At 64.6% G+C, this 18,338-nt stretch carries 17 protein-coding genes, 1 pseudogene and 1 riboswitch; of the genes and pseudogenes, 8 read left to right on the top strand and 10 right to left on the bottom strand.

Going from position 1 to position 18,338, the window contains the following annotated elements; translation table 11 throughout:
* The 9 genes and pseudogenes from NKJ64_RS18915 to NKJ64_RS18875 all read right to left on the bottom strand — a co-directional run bounded on the left by NKJ64_RS18915 (position 1) and on the right by NKJ64_RS18875 (position 6,822).
* Positions 1 to 693, bottom strand: coding sequence for a helix-hairpin-helix domain-containing protein (locus NKJ64_RS18915; protein ID WP_023823109.1), 693 nt, complete (start codon positions 691 to 693; stop codon positions 1 to 3).
* Between the two features lie 72 nt (positions 694 to 765).
* Entirely contained in the window at positions 766 to 2,070 is a 1,305-nt protein-coding gene (gene nuoF / locus NKJ64_RS18910; RefSeq protein WP_023670819.1) for an NADH-quinone oxidoreductase subunit NuoF, read from the bottom strand.
* Between the two features lie 3 nt (positions 2,071 to 2,073).
* A complete protein-coding gene (locus NKJ64_RS18905; protein ID WP_352463135.1) occupies positions 2,074 to 2,277 on the bottom strand; it encodes a hypothetical protein in 204 nt (67 codons plus the stop codon).
* Complete coding sequence (locus NKJ64_RS18900) at positions 2,277 to 3,608, bottom strand: NADH-quinone oxidoreductase subunit E (protein WP_352463134.1); 1,332 nt, start codon at positions 3,606 to 3,608, stop codon at positions 2,277 to 2,279. Before NKJ64_RS18900 ends, NKJ64_RS18905 begins: the two co-directional genes overlap by 1 nt.
* The gene (locus tag NKJ64_RS18895) at positions 3,609 to 4,799 is read right to left on the bottom strand and encodes an NADH-quinone oxidoreductase subunit D (RefSeq protein WP_023670822.1); all 1,191 of its coding nucleotides are present in this window, start codon (positions 4,797 to 4,799) and stop codon (positions 3,609 to 3,611) included. It abuts the gene before it with no gap.
* A 66-nt stretch (positions 4,800 to 4,865) separates the two neighbouring features.
* Positions 4,866 to 5,193, bottom strand: a pseudogene (locus tag NKJ64_RS18890) (four helix bundle protein).
* A gap of 84 nt (positions 5,194 to 5,277) precedes the next feature.
* Positions 5,278 to 5,880 (bottom strand): NADH-quinone oxidoreductase subunit C, encoded by a 603-nt coding sequence (locus NKJ64_RS18885; RefSeq protein ID WP_023670823.1) that lies wholly within the window; start codon positions 5,878 to 5,880, stop codon positions 5,278 to 5,280.
* A 4-nt stretch (positions 5,881 to 5,884) separates the two neighbouring features.
* The gene (locus tag NKJ64_RS18880) at positions 5,885 to 6,466 is read right to left on the bottom strand and encodes a NuoB/complex I 20 kDa subunit family protein (RefSeq protein ID WP_023670824.1); all 582 of its coding nucleotides are present in this window, start codon (positions 6,464 to 6,466) and stop codon (positions 5,885 to 5,887) included.
* Positions 6,457 to 6,822 carry an NADH-quinone oxidoreductase subunit A gene (locus NKJ64_RS18875; RefSeq protein WP_023670825.1) on the bottom strand — a complete coding sequence of 122 codons (366 nt, stop codon included), beginning with the start codon at positions 6,820 to 6,822 and terminating at the stop codon, positions 6,457 to 6,459. Before NKJ64_RS18875 ends, NKJ64_RS18880 begins: the two co-directional genes overlap by 10 nt.
* Before the next feature lie 327 nt (positions 6,823 to 7,149).
* Between NKJ64_RS18875 and NKJ64_RS18870 the strand changes: the two genes are divergently transcribed.
* The 8 genes from NKJ64_RS18870 to NKJ64_RS18835 all read left to right on the top strand — a co-directional run bounded on the left by NKJ64_RS18870 (position 7,150) and on the right by NKJ64_RS18835 (position 17,414).
* The gene (locus NKJ64_RS18870) at positions 7,150 to 8,352 is read left to right on the top strand and encodes a winged helix-turn-helix domain-containing protein (protein WP_352463133.1); all 1,203 of its coding nucleotides are present in this window, start codon (positions 7,150 to 7,152) and stop codon (positions 8,350 to 8,352) included.
* Positions 8,353 to 8,381: 29 nt separating this feature from the next.
* Positions 8,382 to 8,585: riboswitch (cobalamin riboswitch) on the top strand.
* 38 nt (positions 8,586 to 8,623) lie between these two features.
* A complete protein-coding gene (locus tag NKJ64_RS18865) occupies positions 8,624 to 9,049 on the top strand; it encodes a DUF1636 family protein (RefSeq protein ID WP_023670827.1) in 426 nt (141 codons plus the stop codon).
* A 2-nt stretch (positions 9,050 to 9,051) separates the two neighbouring features.
* Positions 9,052 to 10,089 carry a cobalamin biosynthesis protein CobW gene (gene cobW / locus NKJ64_RS18860; RefSeq protein ID WP_352463132.1) on the top strand — a complete coding sequence of 346 codons (1,038 nt, stop codon included), beginning with the start codon at positions 9,052 to 9,054 and terminating at the stop codon, positions 10,087 to 10,089.
* A gap of 18 nt (positions 10,090 to 10,107) precedes the next feature.
* Positions 10,108 to 13,788 (top strand): cobaltochelatase subunit CobN, encoded by a 3,681-nt coding sequence (cobN, locus tag NKJ64_RS18855; protein WP_352463131.1) that lies wholly within the window; start codon positions 10,108 to 10,110, stop codon positions 13,786 to 13,788.
* Entirely contained in the window at positions 13,785 to 15,248 is a 1,464-nt protein-coding gene (gene cobG / locus NKJ64_RS18850; protein ID WP_352463130.1) for a precorrin-3B synthase, read from the top strand. Before cobN ends, cobG begins: the two co-directional genes overlap by 4 nt.
* Before the next feature lie 2 nt (positions 15,249 to 15,250).
* Entirely contained in the window at positions 15,251 to 15,883 is a 633-nt protein-coding gene (locus NKJ64_RS18845; protein WP_352463129.1) for a precorrin-8X methylmutase, read from the top strand.
* Positions 15,880 to 16,653 (top strand): precorrin-2 C(20)-methyltransferase, encoded by a 774-nt coding sequence (locus tag NKJ64_RS18840; protein ID WP_031197672.1) that lies wholly within the window; start codon positions 15,880 to 15,882, stop codon positions 16,651 to 16,653. The genes NKJ64_RS18845 and NKJ64_RS18840 overlap by 4 nt, the downstream gene beginning before the upstream one ends.
* The gene (locus tag NKJ64_RS18835) at positions 16,650 to 17,414 is read left to right on the top strand and encodes a precorrin-3B C(17)-methyltransferase (RefSeq protein WP_023670833.1); all 765 of its coding nucleotides are present in this window, start codon (positions 16,650 to 16,652) and stop codon (positions 17,412 to 17,414) included. The genes NKJ64_RS18840 and NKJ64_RS18835 overlap by 4 nt, the downstream gene beginning before the upstream one ends.
* Here NKJ64_RS18835 and NKJ64_RS18830 read toward each other — a convergent pair.
* Positions 17,378 to 18,151 carry a cobalt-precorrin-6A reductase gene (locus NKJ64_RS18830; protein ID WP_033001520.1) on the bottom strand — a complete coding sequence of 258 codons (774 nt, stop codon included), beginning with the start codon at positions 18,149 to 18,151 and terminating at the stop codon, positions 17,378 to 17,380. The two genes, NKJ64_RS18835 and NKJ64_RS18830, sit on opposite strands and share 37 nt — an antisense overlap.
* Between the last annotated feature and the right edge of the window lie 187 nt (positions 18,152 to 18,338).

Below are 18,338 nucleotides of genomic sequence, written 5' to 3'. Positions count from 1 at the left end.
CTACTTCTTCGCCTTGGCGGCCAGCGTCAGCGCCGCGGCCTGGCGGGTCCACTCGTCGCGGCCGATACGGCCGGTGAGCGACAGGTAGTCCTCGACCCAGGCGATCTCTTCCGGCGCCCAGGCGGCGATCTGGGCAAAGGTCCAGATGCCGAGGCCGTTCAGCACTTTTTCCAGCTTCGGTCCAACGCCGGTGATCGCCTTGAGATCCGACGGCTTGGCCGGACGAGCCACGGCCTTGGGCTGTCTGAAATCCTCCGGCATCAATCCGATCGTCGCGCCTTCGGCGACGGCATCGGTCTTCTCCGGCTCGGCATCGACGGTGCGAGCGGCAATATCGGTCACATCCTGGGCAAAACTCTGCGCCTCGGCGATCAGGGTTCTGGTCGCCGCGCGCGCCTTGGTGGCGGGGGCGGTCTCGGCGAACCCTTGGCTGCGCTGTTCGAAATCGTCGATGATCGGCTGGAAAATCCGCTGCGATGCCTCGGCAGCACCCGACAAGGCGCCTAGCCACACGCCAAAGGCATGGTTGGCAAGGCCGAAGCCCAGCGCCGACATGGCGGCGGCACCAGCGACAGGATGCGCGAGAAGGTTGACGGCGCTGGCCATCTCCTTCGGCATCATCCTTGTCAAATCCTGGTTCATCTTCTCAAGCTGGTCCAAATTGGGCATCAAAGGGTTCGAATAGGGCGCCATAGACATCTCCTGGTCGTTTCTTCGTCAGCCCCGCCCCTATATTTCCGTCCGGGGCTTGCGCCCGATTTCAATCTACTCAGCAGCCACCATCACCGGTTCGGCCCGGTGCGCGTTGCGCGAAAACTCGTCGATGCGCCGCTCCACCTCGCCGCGGAAATGCCGCATCAGGCCCTGGATCGGCCATGCCGCGGCATCGCCCAGCGCGCAGATCGTATGACCCTCCACCTGTTTGGTGACGTCGAGCAGCATGTCGATCTCGCGCTTCTGCGCCTCGCCGCGCACCAGCCGCTCCATCACCCGCCACATCCAGCCGGTGCCTTCGCGGCACGGTGTGCACTGGCCGCAGCTCTCATGCTTGTAAAAATAGGACAGCCTGGCGATCGCCTTCACGATATCGGTCGACTTGTCCATGACGATGACAGCCGCCGTGCCGAGACCCGATTTCAGGTCGCGCAGCGCATCGAAATCCATCGGCGCATCGATGATCTGCTCGGCCGGCACCAGCGGCACCGAAGCGCCGCCCGGAATGACCGCCAGGAGATTGTCCCAGCCGCCGCGAATGCCGCCGCAATGGGTTTCGATCAGCTCGCGGAACGGGATCGACATCGCCTCTTCGACGGTGCACGGATTGTTGACGTGGCCCGAGATGCAAAACAGCTTGGTGCCGACATTGTTGGGCCGGCCGAAGGACGAGAACCAGGCCGCGCCGCGGCGCAAAATGGTCGGCGCGACCGCGATGGACTCGACATTGTTCACGGTTGTCGGACAACCGTACAAGCCGACATTGGCTGGGAATGGCGGCTTCAGCCGGGGCTGGCCCTTCTTGCCTTCGAGGCTTTCGAGCAGCGCTGTTTCCTCGCCGCATATATAGGCGCCGGCGCCGTGATGCATGTAGATGTCGAAATCGTATCCGGACGTGTTGTTCTTGCCGATCAGCCTGGCCTCATAGGCCTCGTCGATGGCGCGCTGCAGCGCCTCGCGCTCGCGGATGAACTCGCCGCGCACATAGATGTAGGCGGCGACCGCGCCCATGGCGAAGCCGGCGATGAACGAGCCCTCGACCAGCGTGTGCGGATCGTTGCGCAGGATATCGCGGTCCTTGCACGTGCCGGGCTCGGATTCGTCGGCGTTGACAACGAGATAGCTCGGCCTTCCGTCGCTCTGCTTGGGCATGAACGACCATTTCAGCCCGGTCGGGAAGCCGGCGCCGCCGCGGCCGCGCAGGCCTGACGCCTTCATCTCGTTGACGATCCACTCGCGCCCCTTGGCGATGATGCCGGGCGTGTTGTCCCAGGCGCCGCGCGCCATCGCGCCGGCCAGCGACTTGTCGAAGAGGCCGTAGATGTTGTTGAAGATGCGGTCTTTGTCGGCCAGCATGACTTACCTCTTTCCCCGCAAGACGATCGAGAACCACACCAGCACGCCTATGCCGGTCGCGGCCATCGATTCCAGGGTATCCGAAAACGGCAATTCGACGAGGCGCCGAAGCCCCTCCAGAAGGATGTTGGCAGCAGCGATGCAGACAACGCCGATGACAATGCTGCGCAGCGTCAGCAAAGATCCGGTGCTTTGCGCTTCAGCCATCAACGTGGCTCCTTGCCGAAGACGCGGATGTATTCGGCGACGCCGCCCTTGGCGAGCGCCTTGGCCTGCTTGCCCCAGTCGTCGCGCTCGATGCGGCCCTGGAAAGCGAGATATCCATCCACCCAGTCGCGCTCGGCCTTATTCCAGGATGCGACCTGTGTGAAGGTGAAGATGCCAAGCGAATGAAGGATGCCCTCGATCTTCGGGCCGATGCCCGAGATCAGCTTGAGATCGTCGACCGCAGCCGGCCTGTCGATTCCGGCCGGACGGTTCTTGTCCTCGAGCGACGGCTTTGCGGGCCTGGCTGCCGGCGCCTTGACGGCCGGGGCCACCGCGGCCTTGGCCGCTGGCGCCTTGAATTCCGGAGCGATGAAGGCAGCTGCCGGCGTGGCGGTGGTCTTCGGGCCATTACGCTGCTTGGCGACCTTCTCGACTTCAGGCGCCGCGGTGTTGGCGTTGGCGGCAGAATGCAGGGGCGCCGGGACGCTCGCCGCTTTTTCCGCCGCCGGTGCAACCTTGGCCCTGGAGGGCGACTTCAACGCCGAGCTGGTTTCCGGCGCATCGGTTTTCGGTTTGCCGGCGTTGGATGGCGCGACCGGGGCGGCCGCTGCAGGAGCGGCAGGCGCCGGAACAGGCGCTGCAATGATCGCGTCGGGCGCCGCGTGGGCAGCCTTGCTCGCCGCCCTGGCTTCCTTGTCGCGCGTCGCTTTGAGGATCGCCTTTTCGCTCTTCAGCGTCGTCAGGCCAGGCGCCGGCTCCGAGCCGGTTCTGCCGTTTTGCGGTCCCGTGGGAACCGAGGCGCCCTTGCCTGCATCATAAAGATCGATGATTTCGGCCAGCCGCTCAGGCGTCAGATCCTCGAACGTGTCCTTGAAGACCATCACCATCGGCGCGTTGACGCAGGCGCCGAGGCATTCGACTTCCTCCCACGACAGCGTGCCCTTGTCGTTGGTGTGGAACTGGTCGTGATGGATTTTCGAGCGGCACACATCCATCAGCGCTTCCGAGCCGCGCAGCATGCAGGGCGTGGTGCCGCAGACCTGGATATGTGCGCGCGTGCCGACCGGATTGAGCTGGTACTGCGTGTAGAAGGTCGCGACTTCGAGGCCGCGAATGCGCGGCATGCCGAGCATGTCCGAAATCGTCTCGATCGCCGCCTTGGTGACCCAGCCTTCCTGCTCCTGCGCAATCATCAGCAAGGGAATGATCGCCGACTGCTCGCGGCCCTTCGGATATTTCTTGATCCATTGCTTCGCAACCGCCGCATTCGCCCGGTTGAAGGCGAAGGAGGCTGGCTGGACGCTTGCTTCTGCGAGACGGCGGACTGACATTTAGCGATCGACCTCACCAAACACGATGTCGAGGGAGCCAAGAACGGCGGTGACGTCGGCCAGCATGTGGCCGCGGCAGAGGAAATCCATGGCTTGCAGATGCGCGAAGCCGGGCGCGCGCAGCTTGCAGCGGTAGGGCTTGTTGGTGCCGTCGGAGACGAGATAGACGCCGAACTCGCCCTTCGGCGCCTCGACCGCGGCATAGACCTCGCCGGCCGGCACGCGGTAACCCTCAGTATAGAGCTTGAAATGATGGATCAGCGCTTCCATCGAGCGCTTCATCGCCTGGCGCTTGGGCGGCACCACCTTGCCGTCGAGGTTCGACACCGGCCCGGTGCTCTCCTTGCCGAGCAGAAGGTCGACGCACTGACGCATGATCTTGGCCGACTGACGCATTTCTTCCATGCGCACGAGATAACGGTCGTAGCAGTCGCCGTTCTTGCCGATCGGGATGTCGAAATCCATCTCGGAATAGCATTCATAGGGCTGCGACTTGCGCAAATCCCAGGCAGCACCCGAGCCGCGCACCATGACGCCGGAAAAACCCCAGGCCCAGGCGTCGGCAAGCGACACGATACCGATATCGACATTGCGTTGCTTGAAGATGCGGTTGCCGGTAAGCAGCTTGTCGAGGTCGTCAAGCGACTTCAGGAACGGGTCGATCCACTTGCCGATGTCCTCGACCAGCTTCGCCGGCAGATCCTGGTGCACACCGCCCGGACGGAAATAGGCCGCGTGCATGCGCGAACCGGAAGCGCGCTCATAAAACACCATCAGCTTTTCGCGTTCGACGAAACCCCACAGCGGCGGCGTCAGCGCGCCGATATCCAGCGCCTGCGTCGTCACATTGAGGATGTGCGACATGATGCGGCTGAGCTCGGAATAGAGCACGCGGATCAACTGGCCGCGCTTCGGCACTTCGATGCCGAGCAACCGCTCGGTGGCGAGCGCGAAGGCATGCTCCTGGTTCATCGGTGCGCAATAGTCGAGCCGGTCGAGGTAGGGCACTGCCTGAAGATAGGTCTTGTGCTCGATCAGCTTTTCGGTGCCGCGATGCAGCAAGCCGATATGCGGATCGACGCGGTCGACCACCTCGCCGTCAAGCTCCAGCACAAGACGCAAAACACCGTGTGCCGCAGGGTGCTGCGGTCCGAAGTTGATGTTAAAGTTGCGGACGGAGGTTTCAGCCATTCTGGCGCCTCTGGCGAAGAGTCAGTAGTGAGTAGTGAGTAGTGATCATCAATCTCAATGCCTGCTTCATTCCGCCTGCTTGGCCTGCACCGTTCGGATAAGAGATCTCATCATTTTTCCAATCTCTTCGCATCGCAGCAGCAGCTCAATCTCATTGTCTTTTCGCAGCAGGCCAACCCGACATGCCAGCAGTATGTGTGTCTCCAGTTCCTTCAACGAGCCTTGCGCCATGCGCAAAAAATTGAACGAACGACCCTCTGTTCTCCCGACCGTATCCCTCCGCGACGTTCGCTGCGACCGAAACCGCCGATCGGCGCATCTGAGAGGTCATGCCGTAAATCTCATCCCTCGGAAACTCTTTGGTGAAACGGTAGCAATCCTCAGCAAGCGTCATCGCCGATTGCCACACCTTCAAGTCGCGATAAGATTCGATCCGTTGCTCCAAATCTTTTCCTACTGACTACTCACTACTTCCTACTCACTGTTTCGCCTTCTCATCGCCCGGCAGGACGTAGTCCGTCCCTTCCCATGGCGAGAGAAAATCGAAGTTCCTGAATTCTTGCTTCAATTCCACCGGCTCGTAGATCACGCGCTTGGCTTCGTCGTCGTAGCGCACCTCGACGAAACCTGTCAGCGGGAAGTCCTTGCGCAGGGGATGGCCCTCGAAGCCGTAATCCGTGAGGATGCGGCGCAGGTCCGGATGGCCGGAGAACAGCACGCCATAGAGATCGTAGGCTTCGCGCTCATACCAGTCGGCGCCGGGATAGACAGCGGTGAGCGACGGCACCAGCGTCTCTTCGTCGGCCTGCACCTTGATGCGGATGCGCAAATTCTGCTTCGGCGACAGCAGATGATAGACGACATCGAAACGCTTGACGCGCGACGGGTAGTCGGCGCCGCAGATATCGATGATCGAAATGAACTGGCAGCCCGAATCGTCACGCAGGAAGCTTGTCACCTCGATCAGATTGTCTGTAGCAACCGAGATCGTCAGTTCGCCATAGGCAAGCACTGCATCGGTGACGCGGCCCGGCAGCTTTTCGCCGAGATAGGTCGACAGTTCGCTCAGGGATGCGGCCATGGGTCTACCGTTCGATCGTGCCGGTGCGGCGGATCTTCTTCTGCAGGAGAAGAATGCCGTAGAGCAGCGCTTCGGCGCTTGGCGGGCAGCCGGGCACATAGATGTCGACCGGCACGATGCGGTCGCAGCCGCGCACCACCGAATAGGAATAGTGATAATAGCCGCCGCCATTGGCGCAGGAACCCATCGAGATGACGTAGCGCGGCTCCGGCATCTGGTCGTAGACCTTGCGCAAAGCCGGGGCCATCTTGTTGGTCAGCGTTCCCGCCACGATCATGATGTCGGACTGGCGCGGCGACGCGCGAGGAGCCACGCCAAACCTTTCAGAATCATAGCGCGGCATCGAGGTGTGGATCATCTCGACGGCGCAGCAGGCGAGACCGAAGGTCATGAACATCAGCGAGCCGCTGCGTGCCCAGGTGATCAGCGCCTCGGTCGAGGTGACCAGAAAACCCTTGTCGGCCAGTTCATTGTTGATCTCGAGGAAGAACGGATCGTCGGAACCGACCGGACGTCCCGTATTGGGGTCGATCAGGCCTTTGGGCTTCGGCGCGACGAGCGTTCCGGAACTGTCGTTCAATCCCATTCCAGCGCTCCTTTTTTCCACTCATAGGCAAAGCCGATGGTCAGCACCGCCAAAAACACCATCATCGACCAGAAACCGAGCATGCCGATCTTCGAGAACGACACCGCCCACGGAAACAGGAAGGCCACTTCCAGATCGAAGATGATGAACAGGATCGACACCAGGTAGAAGCGGATGTCGAATTTCATCCGGGCATCGTCGAACGAGTTGAACCCGCACTCGTAGGCGGAAAGCTTCTCCGGATCGGGATTGCGATAAGCCACCAGGAACGGCGCGATGATAAGCGCCAGGCCTACAACCGCAGCCACGGCGATGAAGAGGACGATGGGCAGGTATGAACTGAGGAGTACGTTCATGCTCGGCTTTCCGTTGGCGGCCAATCCACTTTGATTACAGCAACCAACCCTAATGCGGAAGCGCGACAGTTTAACCGCTGAACCGTGTTAGGTGCCTTTGCTGCAACGCGGCGAGGGTTAGCGCACGGCTTTCAGCGAAGCAAGTCAAACCTTGTTCAAAAGACAGTGCTGGACGGCAGGCCGGGAAAAACTGGTCCGATCTCCTCCTGTTTGATTTCCTTCATCTTTCACTCCACTTTTGTCTCCTGACACATCTCCCGCCATTTGCCTGCTAGCATGACCGGAATCGCCGGCTAAAGTCGGGAAAATGGTTCGAGGCAAGACACTTTGACGAAGGACAAAATCTCACTCCCCGCGGCCAGGCGCATCGCGCTCGCCGCGCAAGGATTTCTCGATCCCCGCCCGGTCGGCACGCCCGATCGCCGCCACCTCGCCCGCGTGCTGTCGCGCACCGGCCTGCTGCAGATCGATTCCGTCAGCGCCGTGGTGCGCGCCCACTATATGCCGCTCTATTCGCGCCTTGGCCCCTACCCGCTCACCCTGCTCGACAATGCCGCAATCACCCGCAAGCGCACCGTGTTCGAGTACTGGGCGCATGAGGCCTCGTTCCTGCCGGTCGAGACCTACCCACTGATGCGCTGGCGCATGCAGCGCGCTGAAAGCGGCGACGAAATGTATCTGGGCCTCGCCAAATGGGGCCGCGAGCACGCCGCCTATATCGAAGAGATCTACCGCGCGGTCGCCGAGCGCGGCCCGATTGCCGCTTCGGCACTGGAGGGCCAGAAAGGTTCGGGCGGCTGGTGGGGCTGGAGCCACGCCAAGCACGCCTTCGAATGGCTCTTCTGGGCCGGACGCATCACCACGGCGCACCGCCGTGGCTTCGAGCGTTTCTACGACCTGCCCGAGCGCGTGCTGCCGCAGGCGATCCTCGACCTGCCGGTGCCGGCGGCCGAGGACGCGCACCGCGAATTGCTGCGCATTTCCGCCCGCGCCCACGGCATCGCGACGTCGGGTGACCTGCGCGATTATTTCCGCTTGTCGCCGGCCGACATGAAGGGCCGGCTGGAGGAACTGGTCGAGATGGGCGAACTGCTGCCGGTAAACGTCGAAGGCTGGGACAAGCCGGCTTACCTCTATAGGGACGCCCGCCTGCCGCGAAAGATCGAGGCCCGCGCCTTGCTGGCCCCCTTCGATCCGGTGGTCTTCGAGCGCGCGCGCACCGAGCGTCTCTTCGATTTCCGCTACCGCATCGAGATCTACACCCCGGCCGACAAGCGGCAATATGGCTATTACGTGCTGCCTTTCTTGCTCGGCGACAAGATCGTCGCCCGCGTCGACCTCAAGGCCGACCGGCCTGCGAGTGTCTTACGCGTCCACGCCGCCTATGCCGAAGCAGGCGCACCGCCTGAGACCACCGCACAGCTTTTCGAGGAACTAAAGGAGATGCAGGGCTGGCTTGGCCTTGAGCGCATCGAAGTGACGCCGGCCGGCAATCTGGGGAAACCCCTGGCCGACATCGCTATGTCGTAGCAGCGCGTTGACACAACTCCCCGCAACAGCCTAAATCCGCTCCAGACGGTCCCCTGCCCGCAACGGCAAGGGCCAAGAGGGAATGCGGTGCGGGACAAAATCCCAAATCCGCGGCTGTCCCCGCAACTGTAAGCGAAGAGCCAAGGCCGAATGCCACTGGGTAACACCGGGAAGGCGGCTAACCAAGGCGATGACCCGCGAGCCAGGAGACCTGCCGTCTGAGACAAAGTATCCGATCGCCTGGCGGGTTTCCGGGCAAGGAGCACGGTTTTTGGACCAGAACAGCAGTTTTTCGGCTGGCACAGCGGACATTGCGTCCGGGGACAACGACGCCCTGACCGGCGTGACCATCATCGTCTGCGCCTCCTGCCGCGATGAGACCGGTTCCGACGCCCATCCGCGCGCCGGCGAATTGCTGGCTGAGGACACACGCCGCGCCGCTGCCGGCGATATCCGGGTCCGCACCGCCGAATGTCTCGGCAATTGCAAGCGCCGCCTCAGCGCCGCCATCCTGCGCGACGGCTGTTGGAGCTATGTCTTTGGCGATTTGACCCCAACCAGCGGCGTCGATCTCGTCACCGGCGCAAAACTTTTCGCGACTTCGACCGACGGCCTCATCCCCTGGCGCGGCCGGCCCGATAGCCTCAAGCGCGGCCTAGTGGCCCGCATCCCGCCCCTCGATATCCTGAAGGACTGACCATGACCGCCAACCTCTCCCGTGTTCCCTGCACCGTCGTTACAGGCTTCCTGGGTGCCGGCAAGACGACGCTGGTCCGCCATCTCCTGGAAAATGCCGGCGGCAAGCGCATCGCCATCATCGTCAACGAGTTCGGCGACATCGGCATCGACGGGGAAATCCTGAAAGGCTGCGGCATCGACACCTGCCCCGAGGAAAACATCGTCGAACTGGCCAATGGCTGCATCTGCTGTACAGTCGCCGACGATTTCGTGCCCGCCCTCGACAAGATCCTCGCGCTGACACCGAGGGTCGACCACATCCTGATCGAGACCTCGGGCCTCGCTCTGCCCAAGCCGCTGGTCCAGGCGTTCCAGTGGCCAAGCGTGAAGAGCCGGGTGACCGTCGATGGCGTCATCGCCGTGGTCGACGGCCCGGCGCTGGCCGAAGGCCGCGTCGCCAACGACATGGACGCGTTGCAGGCACAGCGCGCTCAGGACGAAACGCTCGACCACGACGATCCGGTCGAAGAAGTCTTCGAGGACCAGATCGCCTGCGCCGACCTGATCATCCTGTCGAAAAGCGATTTGATGGATTCAGCCGGTTCGGCCCGCGCCAACGCCATCATCAATGAGCATTCCGCTCGCGCGGTAAAAATCGTGCCGACTGCGCATGGCAAGGTCGACCCGTCGGTGCTGCTTGGCCTCGGTCTCGCCGTCGAAGACGACATCGAGAACCGCAAGTCGCATCACGACGGCGCTTTCGATCATGAGCATGACGATTTCGACACCTTCATCGTCGACATCCCCTCGATCGCCAATCCCGACGACCTGGCCAAGCGCGTCGCCACCGCCGCCGAACAGGAAAACGTGTTGCGTGTAAAAGGCTTCGTCGATGTCGGCGGCAAGCCGATGCGGCTTTTGCTGCAGGCCGTCGGCCCACGCGTCAACCATTACTATGACCGCGCCTGGACGGCCGAGGACGATCGCCGCTCGCGTCTCGTCGTCATTGGCCTGAAGGGGCTGAACCGTCCGGCGATCGAGCGTATACTCGCCGGTTGATCTCAGGCACGAGCCGCGATGCATATACTCGCCACGACCTCCGCCTCGCTCGACGATCTCGCCGAGCCAGTTGATCTCCGGCAGACGCCGGCGGATATCGTGGCGCTGTCCTTCACCGACAGCGACCTCGCCGGCCTCGCGGCGGCCTGGAAGGCCGATGCCGTCCGCCTGCCGTCGATGCGGCTGGCGGCGCTGCGCGACCTGCGCCATCCCATGTCCGTGGACCTCTGGATCGACAGCGTCGCCCGCCACGCCAAGGTGATTTTGGTGCGCATCCTCGGCGGCTACGACTGGTGGCGCTATGGCTGCGACCAGCTTGCCGCGACTGCCGGTGCGAACGGCATCAAGCTGGCGCTGCTGCCGGGCGAGAGCCACGACGAGGATCTCAGGCTGATCGAAGCCTCGACGCTGCCGCGCGAGGATCTGGACGGCCTGCTTGGTTATTTCCGCGAGGGTGGCCCGGAGAATATGACGGCGCTGGTGCAAAGATTGGCGGGGCTGGCGGGACGGGATGCGGGGGCGGCTGACCCGGTTAGCGTGCCGAAAGCTGGCTACTACGAGCCTGGCCGCGGCGTCGTAGGCAAGTTGAATTTTGCCGATGTCGGCGTTCCTTCACACTCCCCTCTGTCCTGCCGGACATCTCCCCCGCAAGGGGGGAGATCAGCCGGCGCGGACCTCGGCACTTTTTCTGCCCAGTCGATAATAGATTCCTCTGCAACATCCCCGATTGGCGAAAGCGTCGATGACAGCGCAATCTCCCCCCTTGCGGGGGAGATGTCCGGCAGGACAGAGGGGGGTGGGCGGGAACTCGGCGCAGACAACATCAACCTTCCCATCATCCCCATCCTATTCTACCGCTCGATGCTGCTGGCCGCCGATGTCGCGCCAATCGATGCCCTCTTTGATGCACTCCGCCAGCGCGGCATGAGACCGATCCCGATCTTCGTCTCCAGCCTCAAAGACCCGACCTCCCTGGCCTTCGTCGGAACCGCGCTGGCCACGCTCAAGCCCACCGCCATCATCACCGCAACCGCCTTCGCTTCCGGTGCCGAACCCGGCGTCGAAACGCTCTTCGACCGCGCCGGCGTGCCGGTCTTCCAGGTCATCGTCGCCACCACCCGCCGCGACGTCTGGGACAACAACCAGCGCGGCCTGGCGCCCGCCGACCTCGCCATGCATGTCGTGCTGCCCGAACTCGACGGCCGCATCCTCGCCGGCGCGATTTCCTTCAAGGGCGAGAGCGAGACCGACCCGGCGCTCGGCCACCGCGCCTTCGCCAACCGGCCGGAACCGGATCGCGTGGCGCAAGTGGCGGACAGGCTAGCGGCGTTCACACGGTTGCAGCAGACGCCCCGCGCGACGCGTAAGTTGGCGATCCTCATTCCGGATTATCCGAGTGCGCCCGGCCGCACTGGCTATGCCGTGGGCCTGGATGTGCCGTCCAGCGTGCTGGCCATGCTGCATGACCTGAAGGAGCAGGGCTACGACGTTGAAGGGATTCCGCAAACGCCGCGTGCGCTGCTGGACGCGTTGGAGCGGAGCGATGGTGGGCTGGGGCTGGATGAGTATCTGGACTTCTCAAAGGATTTGCCGGCTGATGCACTGGCTGCAGTCGAGGCGGCATGGGGCGCTCCTTCACCCTCCCCCTTGTGGGGAGGGTCGGTTCGCGACATTCGCGAAGCGGATGGCGCGAAACGGGGTGGGGGTAGCGGTGCACCACCCCCACCCGGCCCTGCGGGCCACCCTCCCCACAAGGGGGAGGGTAAGAGCGGCTTCCCCTTCCGCGCCGCCACCTTCGGCAACATCACTGTCGCTCTCGCCCCCGACCGTGGCCGCTCGGCCGACCGGCGCGCCGATTACCACGACCCGACGCTGCCGCCGCGCCACGATCTGCTGGCCTTCGGCCTGTGGCTGCGCAAATCGCTCCGCATCCATGCTCTCATCCATGTCGGCGCCCATGGCACGCTGGAATGGCTGCCCGGCAAGACGGTTGCGCTCTCACAAAACTGCTTCCCCGAGATCGCCACCGGCTCGCTGCCCGTCATCTATCCCTTCATCGTCTCCAATCCCGGCGAGGCGGCGCAAGCCAAGCGGCGCATAGCAGCCGTCACGCTTGGCCATCTGCCGCCACCACTGGCAGCTGCTGGCCTTGATGAAGAGCAGCACAAGCTCGAGCGCCTCGTCGACGAATACGCCCAGGCCGACGGCCTCGACCGCCGCCGGCGCGATCGTCTGGCCAAGCTGATCGTCGACACCGCGCAAAAGACCGGCCTCGCCTCCGAAGCCGGCGTCGCCAAAACCGACGCGCCCGACGAGGCGCTGCGCCGCATCGACGCCTGGCTCTGCGACCTCAAGGATTTCGCCATCAAGGACGGCCTGCACATCTATGGCCGCGCTCCCGACGACGAGCCCGACGCCATGCGCGTGCAAAGCGCGGAGGCCGAGAAAGCAGCACTTCTTGCCGCGCTCGACGGCCGTCACATCAAGGCGGGTCCGGCGGGCGCACCGGCGCGTGGCCGCTCCGACGTGCTGCCCACCGGCCGCAACCTGTTCACCTCCGACCCGCGCACCATGCCGACGCCGACCGCCTACGATCTGGGAAAGGCGGCGGCAGAAGAAGTCGTGCGCGGCTATATGCAGTCGCATGGCGACTGGCCGCGCTCGCTGGTCATCGACCTCTGGGGCTCGGCCTCGCTGCGCACCGGCGGCGAGCAGATCGCGCAAGGCCTGGCGCTGATGGGCTGCCGGCCGCAATGGGATTCGGCCACCGGCCGCATCACCGGCATCGAAGTGCTGCCGCCGGCCACGCTCGGTCGCCCGCGCGTCGATGTCACCTGGCGGATTTCGGGTCTGTTCCGCGACATGTTCCCGACCCAGATCGCGCTGATCGACGCCGCCGCCAACGCCGTTGCCGCGCGCGACGAGGACGATTCGGAAAACCCGCTCGCCGCCAGAACCCGTGCCGATGGCAAGATCGGCCCGCGCATCTTCGGCACCTCGCCCGGCACCTACGGCGCCGGCGTCGAGGACCTGCTGTCCAGCGGCGACTGGGTCGGGCGCGAAGAAATCGGCCGCGCCTATCTCGATGCGACATCGCATGCCTATGGCGGCGCCGAGGGCGAAGGCATTGCCTCCCCCGGCGCTTTCGAGACCCGCATCGCCGAGGCCGATCTGCTCGTCCACACCGGCGACGATCCCGGCCGCGACATTCTCGAGGGCTCCGCCGACGTCGCCTTCATCGGCGGCTTTTCGGCTGCACTTGCGACGCTCGGCCGAAATGCCGACGTCATCGTGCTCGACACCACGGATCCGCAGAAGCCCAAGCCGCGCTCGGTCGGCGAGGCTGTGTCGCGGGTTGTGCGGGCGCGAGCCGTCAATGCGCGTTTCATCGCCGGCCAGATGCGGCACGGCCCGCGCGGCGCCTCCGAATTCGCCGAAACGGTCGACCGCCTCATCGGCTTCGCTGAAACCACGCACGCCATTTCAGGCGCGCTGATCGAGGCCGTGCATGATGCCTATGTCGGTGATCCCGATGTCCGCGCCTTCATCCTGCGCGAAAACCCGGCCGCAGCCAAAGTCATCGCAGAACGCTTCCTGTCGGCACGGCGGCGCGGTCTCTGGCATCCCCTGCGCAACTCGATAGACGATGATCTCGCGGCGTTGATCGCCGAGGCCGAGTGGCTCGGGGTCGCGGCATGAACGCCTTCTCGCGCCGCGGCGCCTGTCCGGCTCTCTCGGCGCCGATGCAGACCGGCGATGGCCTGCTGGTGCGGCTCAACCCGGTTGCGGGAGGGCTTTCCCCCAGGTCGCTGATCGGACTCTGCGAATCCGCCTTGAAGCACGGCAACGGCATCATGGAAGTGACCGCACGAGGCAGCCTGCAGATACGCGGGCTGACAGCGGAGAGTGCGGTGCTGTTGGCGGCGGAGGTCGATGCACTGGGGATTGCAGTGCGTACCGGCGTGCCGGTCGAGACCGGGCCGCTGGCCGGCATCGATCCGCGGGAGATTGCCGATCCGCGAGCTTTGGCTGAGCGGATCAGGGCTGCGGTCGAGGAAGCTGGGCTGACGCCAAGGCTCGGACCGAAGGTGTCGGTGGTTGTCGATGGTGGCGGGCAGCTGACGATGGATGGGGTGACGGCTGATGTCAGGCTGAAGGCGGTGCGGGTGGGCGGCAACGTTATGTGGGCTTTGTCTGTTGCCGGCGACGGTCAAAGCGCGAGGCCGCTTGCGACGGCCGATGAGGATGCAGCGCGCGATATTGCGGTTGCTGTGCTGAGGATGATTGCCGAGAAGGGGCGTGACGCACATTCTCGGGATTTGTCGGAGAGGCAATTGGCCTCTCTCGCAAGCTGGCATTCCTTCGCGCCCCCCTCTGTCCTGCCGGACATCTCCCCCTCAAGGGGGGAGATCAGCAGGGTCGCCGGCGGCTCTCCACTTTCGACGCTGAAAATTGGCGAAATCGCCCACGAAGACGCAATCTCCCCCCTTGAGGGGGAGATGTCCGGCAGGACGGAGGGGGGTGTGCAGGATCGCCGGCCTATCGGTCTTTTCCCCTTATCCAACGACACCACCGCTCTCGGCATAGCCCTCCCCTATGGCAGCATGCCGGCCGAAAAACTCATCGCCCTCGCCCAAAGCGCCCTGTCCCTCGGCGTCGCCGAAATCCGCCTCGCCCCCGGCCGCGCCTTGCTGTTCCTCGGCCAACCGTCGTCCGCAAACCACCCCCTGCGAGCCACCGCCGCCGCCCTCGGCTTCGTCACCACCGCCGCCGACCCGCGCACCCGCATCGCCGCCTGCCCCGGCACTCCTGCCTGCGCATCCGGCCGCATCACCACGCGCGATATTGCCGAGACAATCGCCGCCGAAAACGCTGATATCCTCGACTTCACACTGCACATTTCCGGCTGCGCCAAGGGCTGCGCTCACCCCGGCTCTGCCGCGCTAACAATCGTCGGCGGCGAAAACGGAGCCGGACTTGTCGTGAACGCGACGGCAAAGGCCCTTCCTGCGGGCTACAGGCCGGGCTATGACGCCGCACGCGGCGTCAGTCGCGTCGCGGCGATGGTCCGCAGCGCACGATTTCAGGGCGAAACCGCCGCCGCTTGCCTGACAAGGCTCGGGCCGGCGGCAATCGCCGAAAGCTACCGACAGGAATAAGCATGGCCGCCTACGATTACATCCATGACGGCAACGCCATCTATGAGCGCTCTTTTGCCATCATCCGCGCCGAGGCCGATCTGTCCCGCTTTTCCGAGGCCGAGGCCGACGTTGCCATCCGCATGATCCATGCCTGCGGCCAGGTCGAAGCATCAAGTCATTTTGTTTTCTCCAGCGATTTCGTCGCCGCCGCCCGCAGCGCCTTGGCGGCCGGCGCGCCGATCTTCTGCGATGCCGAAATGGTCTCGCATGGCGTCACCCGCGCCAGGCTGCCGGCCGGCAATGAGGTGATCTGCACCTTGCGCGACCCGCGCACGCACGACATCGCCAAGCAGATCGGCAACACCCGCTCGGCCGCCGCGATCGACCTCTGGGGCGAACGCATGGCCGGTTCGGTCGTGGCCATCGGCAATGCGCCGACAGCGCTCTTCTATCTCCTGGAAAAGCTGCGCGATGGCGCGCCGAAACCGGCCGCCATCATCGGCATGCCGGTCGGCTTCGTCGGTGCCGCCGAATCCAAGGATGCGCTGGCTGAAAACTCCTACGTCGTGCCCTACGCCATCGTGCGCGGCAGGCTTGGCGGCAGCGCCATGACTGCAGCCGCCCTCAATTCGCTGGCGAGGCCCGGCCTGTGAACGCAGCCGTCAAAGAAGATCTGGCAAAAGGCCGTCTTGTCGGCGTCGGCACGGGGCCTGGCGACCCCGAGCTGCTGACGCTGAAGGCCGCGCGCGTTCTGGCCGAGGCCGATGTCGTCGCCTACTTCGCCAAGCGCGGCAACAACAGCAATGCGCGCGCCATCGTCGAGGCGCGCTTCCGGCCGGATATGCTGGAACTGCCGCTGCTCTACCCCGTCACCACCGAGATCGACAAGGATCACGACGACTACCGTTCGCAGATCACCGATTTCTACGAGGAGTCGGCCGAGAAGGTCGCCGAACACCTCGAAGCCGGCCGCATGGTCGCCGTGCTCTCCGAAGGCGACCCGCTGTTCTACGGCTCCTACATGCACCTGCATGTCCGCCTCGCCCATCGCTTCCCGACCGAGGTCATCCCCGGCGTCACCGCCATGTCCGGCTGCTGGTCGCAGACCGGCGTGCCTATCGTCCAGGGCGACGATGTGCTGACGGTTTTGCCCGGCACGATGAGCGAGTTCGAGCTGACACGCCGTCTCGCCGACACGGATGCCGCCGTCATCATGAAGGTCGGCCGCAATCTGTCCAAGATCAGGCGGGCACTGGACGCCACCGGCAAGCTCGCCCGCGCCGTTTATGTCGAGCGCGGCACCATGGCCGGCAGCATCTCGATGAAGCTTGCCGACAAGCCGGACGACAAGGCCCCCTATTTCGCCATCGTGCTGGTCGCCGGCTGGTCCGGCCGGCCTGGCGTTATGGGAGCCAAGCCATGAGCGGCCGCCTCACCGTCATCGGCCTTGGGCCCGGCAATGCCGATCAGGTGACGCCGCAAGCCAGCCGCGCCGTCGCCGAGGCAAAGTTCTTCTATGGCTACAAGCCTTATCTCGACCGGCTGGAGCTGCGCCCGGACCAGACCCGCGTCGCCTCGGACAATCGCGAGGAACTCGCCCGCTCCAAGGACGCGCTGGTAAAGGCGGCGGACGGCCATGACGTCGCCGTCGTCTCCGGCGGCGATCCCGGCGTGTTCGCCATGGCGGCCGCCGTCTGCGAGGCGATCGAGGCCGGTCCGGCCGAATGGCGCACCGTCGATGTCACTGTCGTGCCGGGCGTCACCGCCATGCTGGCGGTTGCCGCCCGCATCGGCGCGCCGCTCGGCCATGATTTCTGCGCCATCTCGCTGTCCGACAATCTGAAGCCGTGGGACTTGATCGAACTGCGCCTGCTGGCGGCGGCCGGCGCCGGCTTTGTCATCGCGCTCTATAACCCGATCAGCAAGGCGCGCCCTTGGCAGCTCGGCCGTGCCTTCGAATGCCTGGCCGCCATCCTGCCCGGCACCACGCCGGTCATCTTCGGCCGCGCCGCCGGCCGCCCGGACGAGCGCATCGAGGTCTTTTTGCTGGCCGATGTCGACGCGCAAAAAGCTGACATGGCGACCTGCATCATCATCGGTTCGCCGGAAACACGGATCATCAAGCGCGGCGACAAACCGGCGCTGGTCTACACGCCGCGCTCCGCGACGGGGTCGAGCAAATGATCGACCCAAAATTTATCAACAAGAGCGGCGAGTTCATCGACGGTCTCGGTCGAAGGCACCTCCGGCAGGAAGGGCCTGCGCACCATCACCACCTCGATACCGAGCGCCCGCGCCGCGGCGATCTTGCCGTAGGTGGCCTCGCCGCCGCTGTTCTTGGATACGACGACATCGATGCGGTGCTCCTCGAGCAGAGCGCGTTCATCCGCCTCGCGAAACGGCCCACGCGCCAGCAGGTAGGCCGCATCCGGCACCGCCAGTTTCGGCTCGACCGGATCGACGCTGCGGATGAGGTAGTGATGCTGCGGCGCCGCCTCGAAAGCCGCGACCTCTTGCCGGCCGAGCGACAGGAAGGCGCGGCGCGGCGTCGATCCAAGCGCGTGCACCGCATCGCCTGTCCTATCGACCTGCGTCCAGCGGTCGCCGTCGACAGGCTTCCAGCCGGGACGGCGCAGCGCCAGGATCGGCACACCGGTCAGGCGCGAGGCTTGCGCCGCATTGGCGGATATCTGCGCCGCATAGGGATGTGTGGCGTCGATCAGCAGGTCGATGCCCGCCTCCCTGAGATAGGCGGCCAGCCCGTCGGCGCCGCCAAATCCGCCGCTGCGCACCGGCACGCCTTGCGCGACCGGGCTTTCGGTGCGGCCGGCCAGCGACAGGGTGACACGGAAATCTTCCACCAGTTTTTCGGCCAATTGGCGCGCTTCTGTCGTGCCGCCAAGGATCAGAATCTTCTTCATGAGCACCATGTTGAACAGCGTCGGCGCTGCCCCTCACCCCTACCCTCTCCCCGTGAAGAACGGGGAGAGGGAGGCGTCAGCGCCGGAGCGTCTCCCTTCTCCCCGTCACCACACGGGGAGGTGAGGAGTGGTCTGGCTGGCAGACGAAAAGTCAATTGCTTGACTTTTCGAACGACGAACGCCTCAG

Origin of the sequence: Mesorhizobium sp. M0062, assembly GCF_040323125.1 — a bacterium.
Classification (GTDB): Bacteria; Pseudomonadota; Alphaproteobacteria; order Rhizobiales; family Rhizobiaceae; genus Mesorhizobium.
The sequence above is the reverse complement of the archived record's forward strand: the minus strand, read 5'-3'. Positions and strand labels throughout refer to the sequence as shown.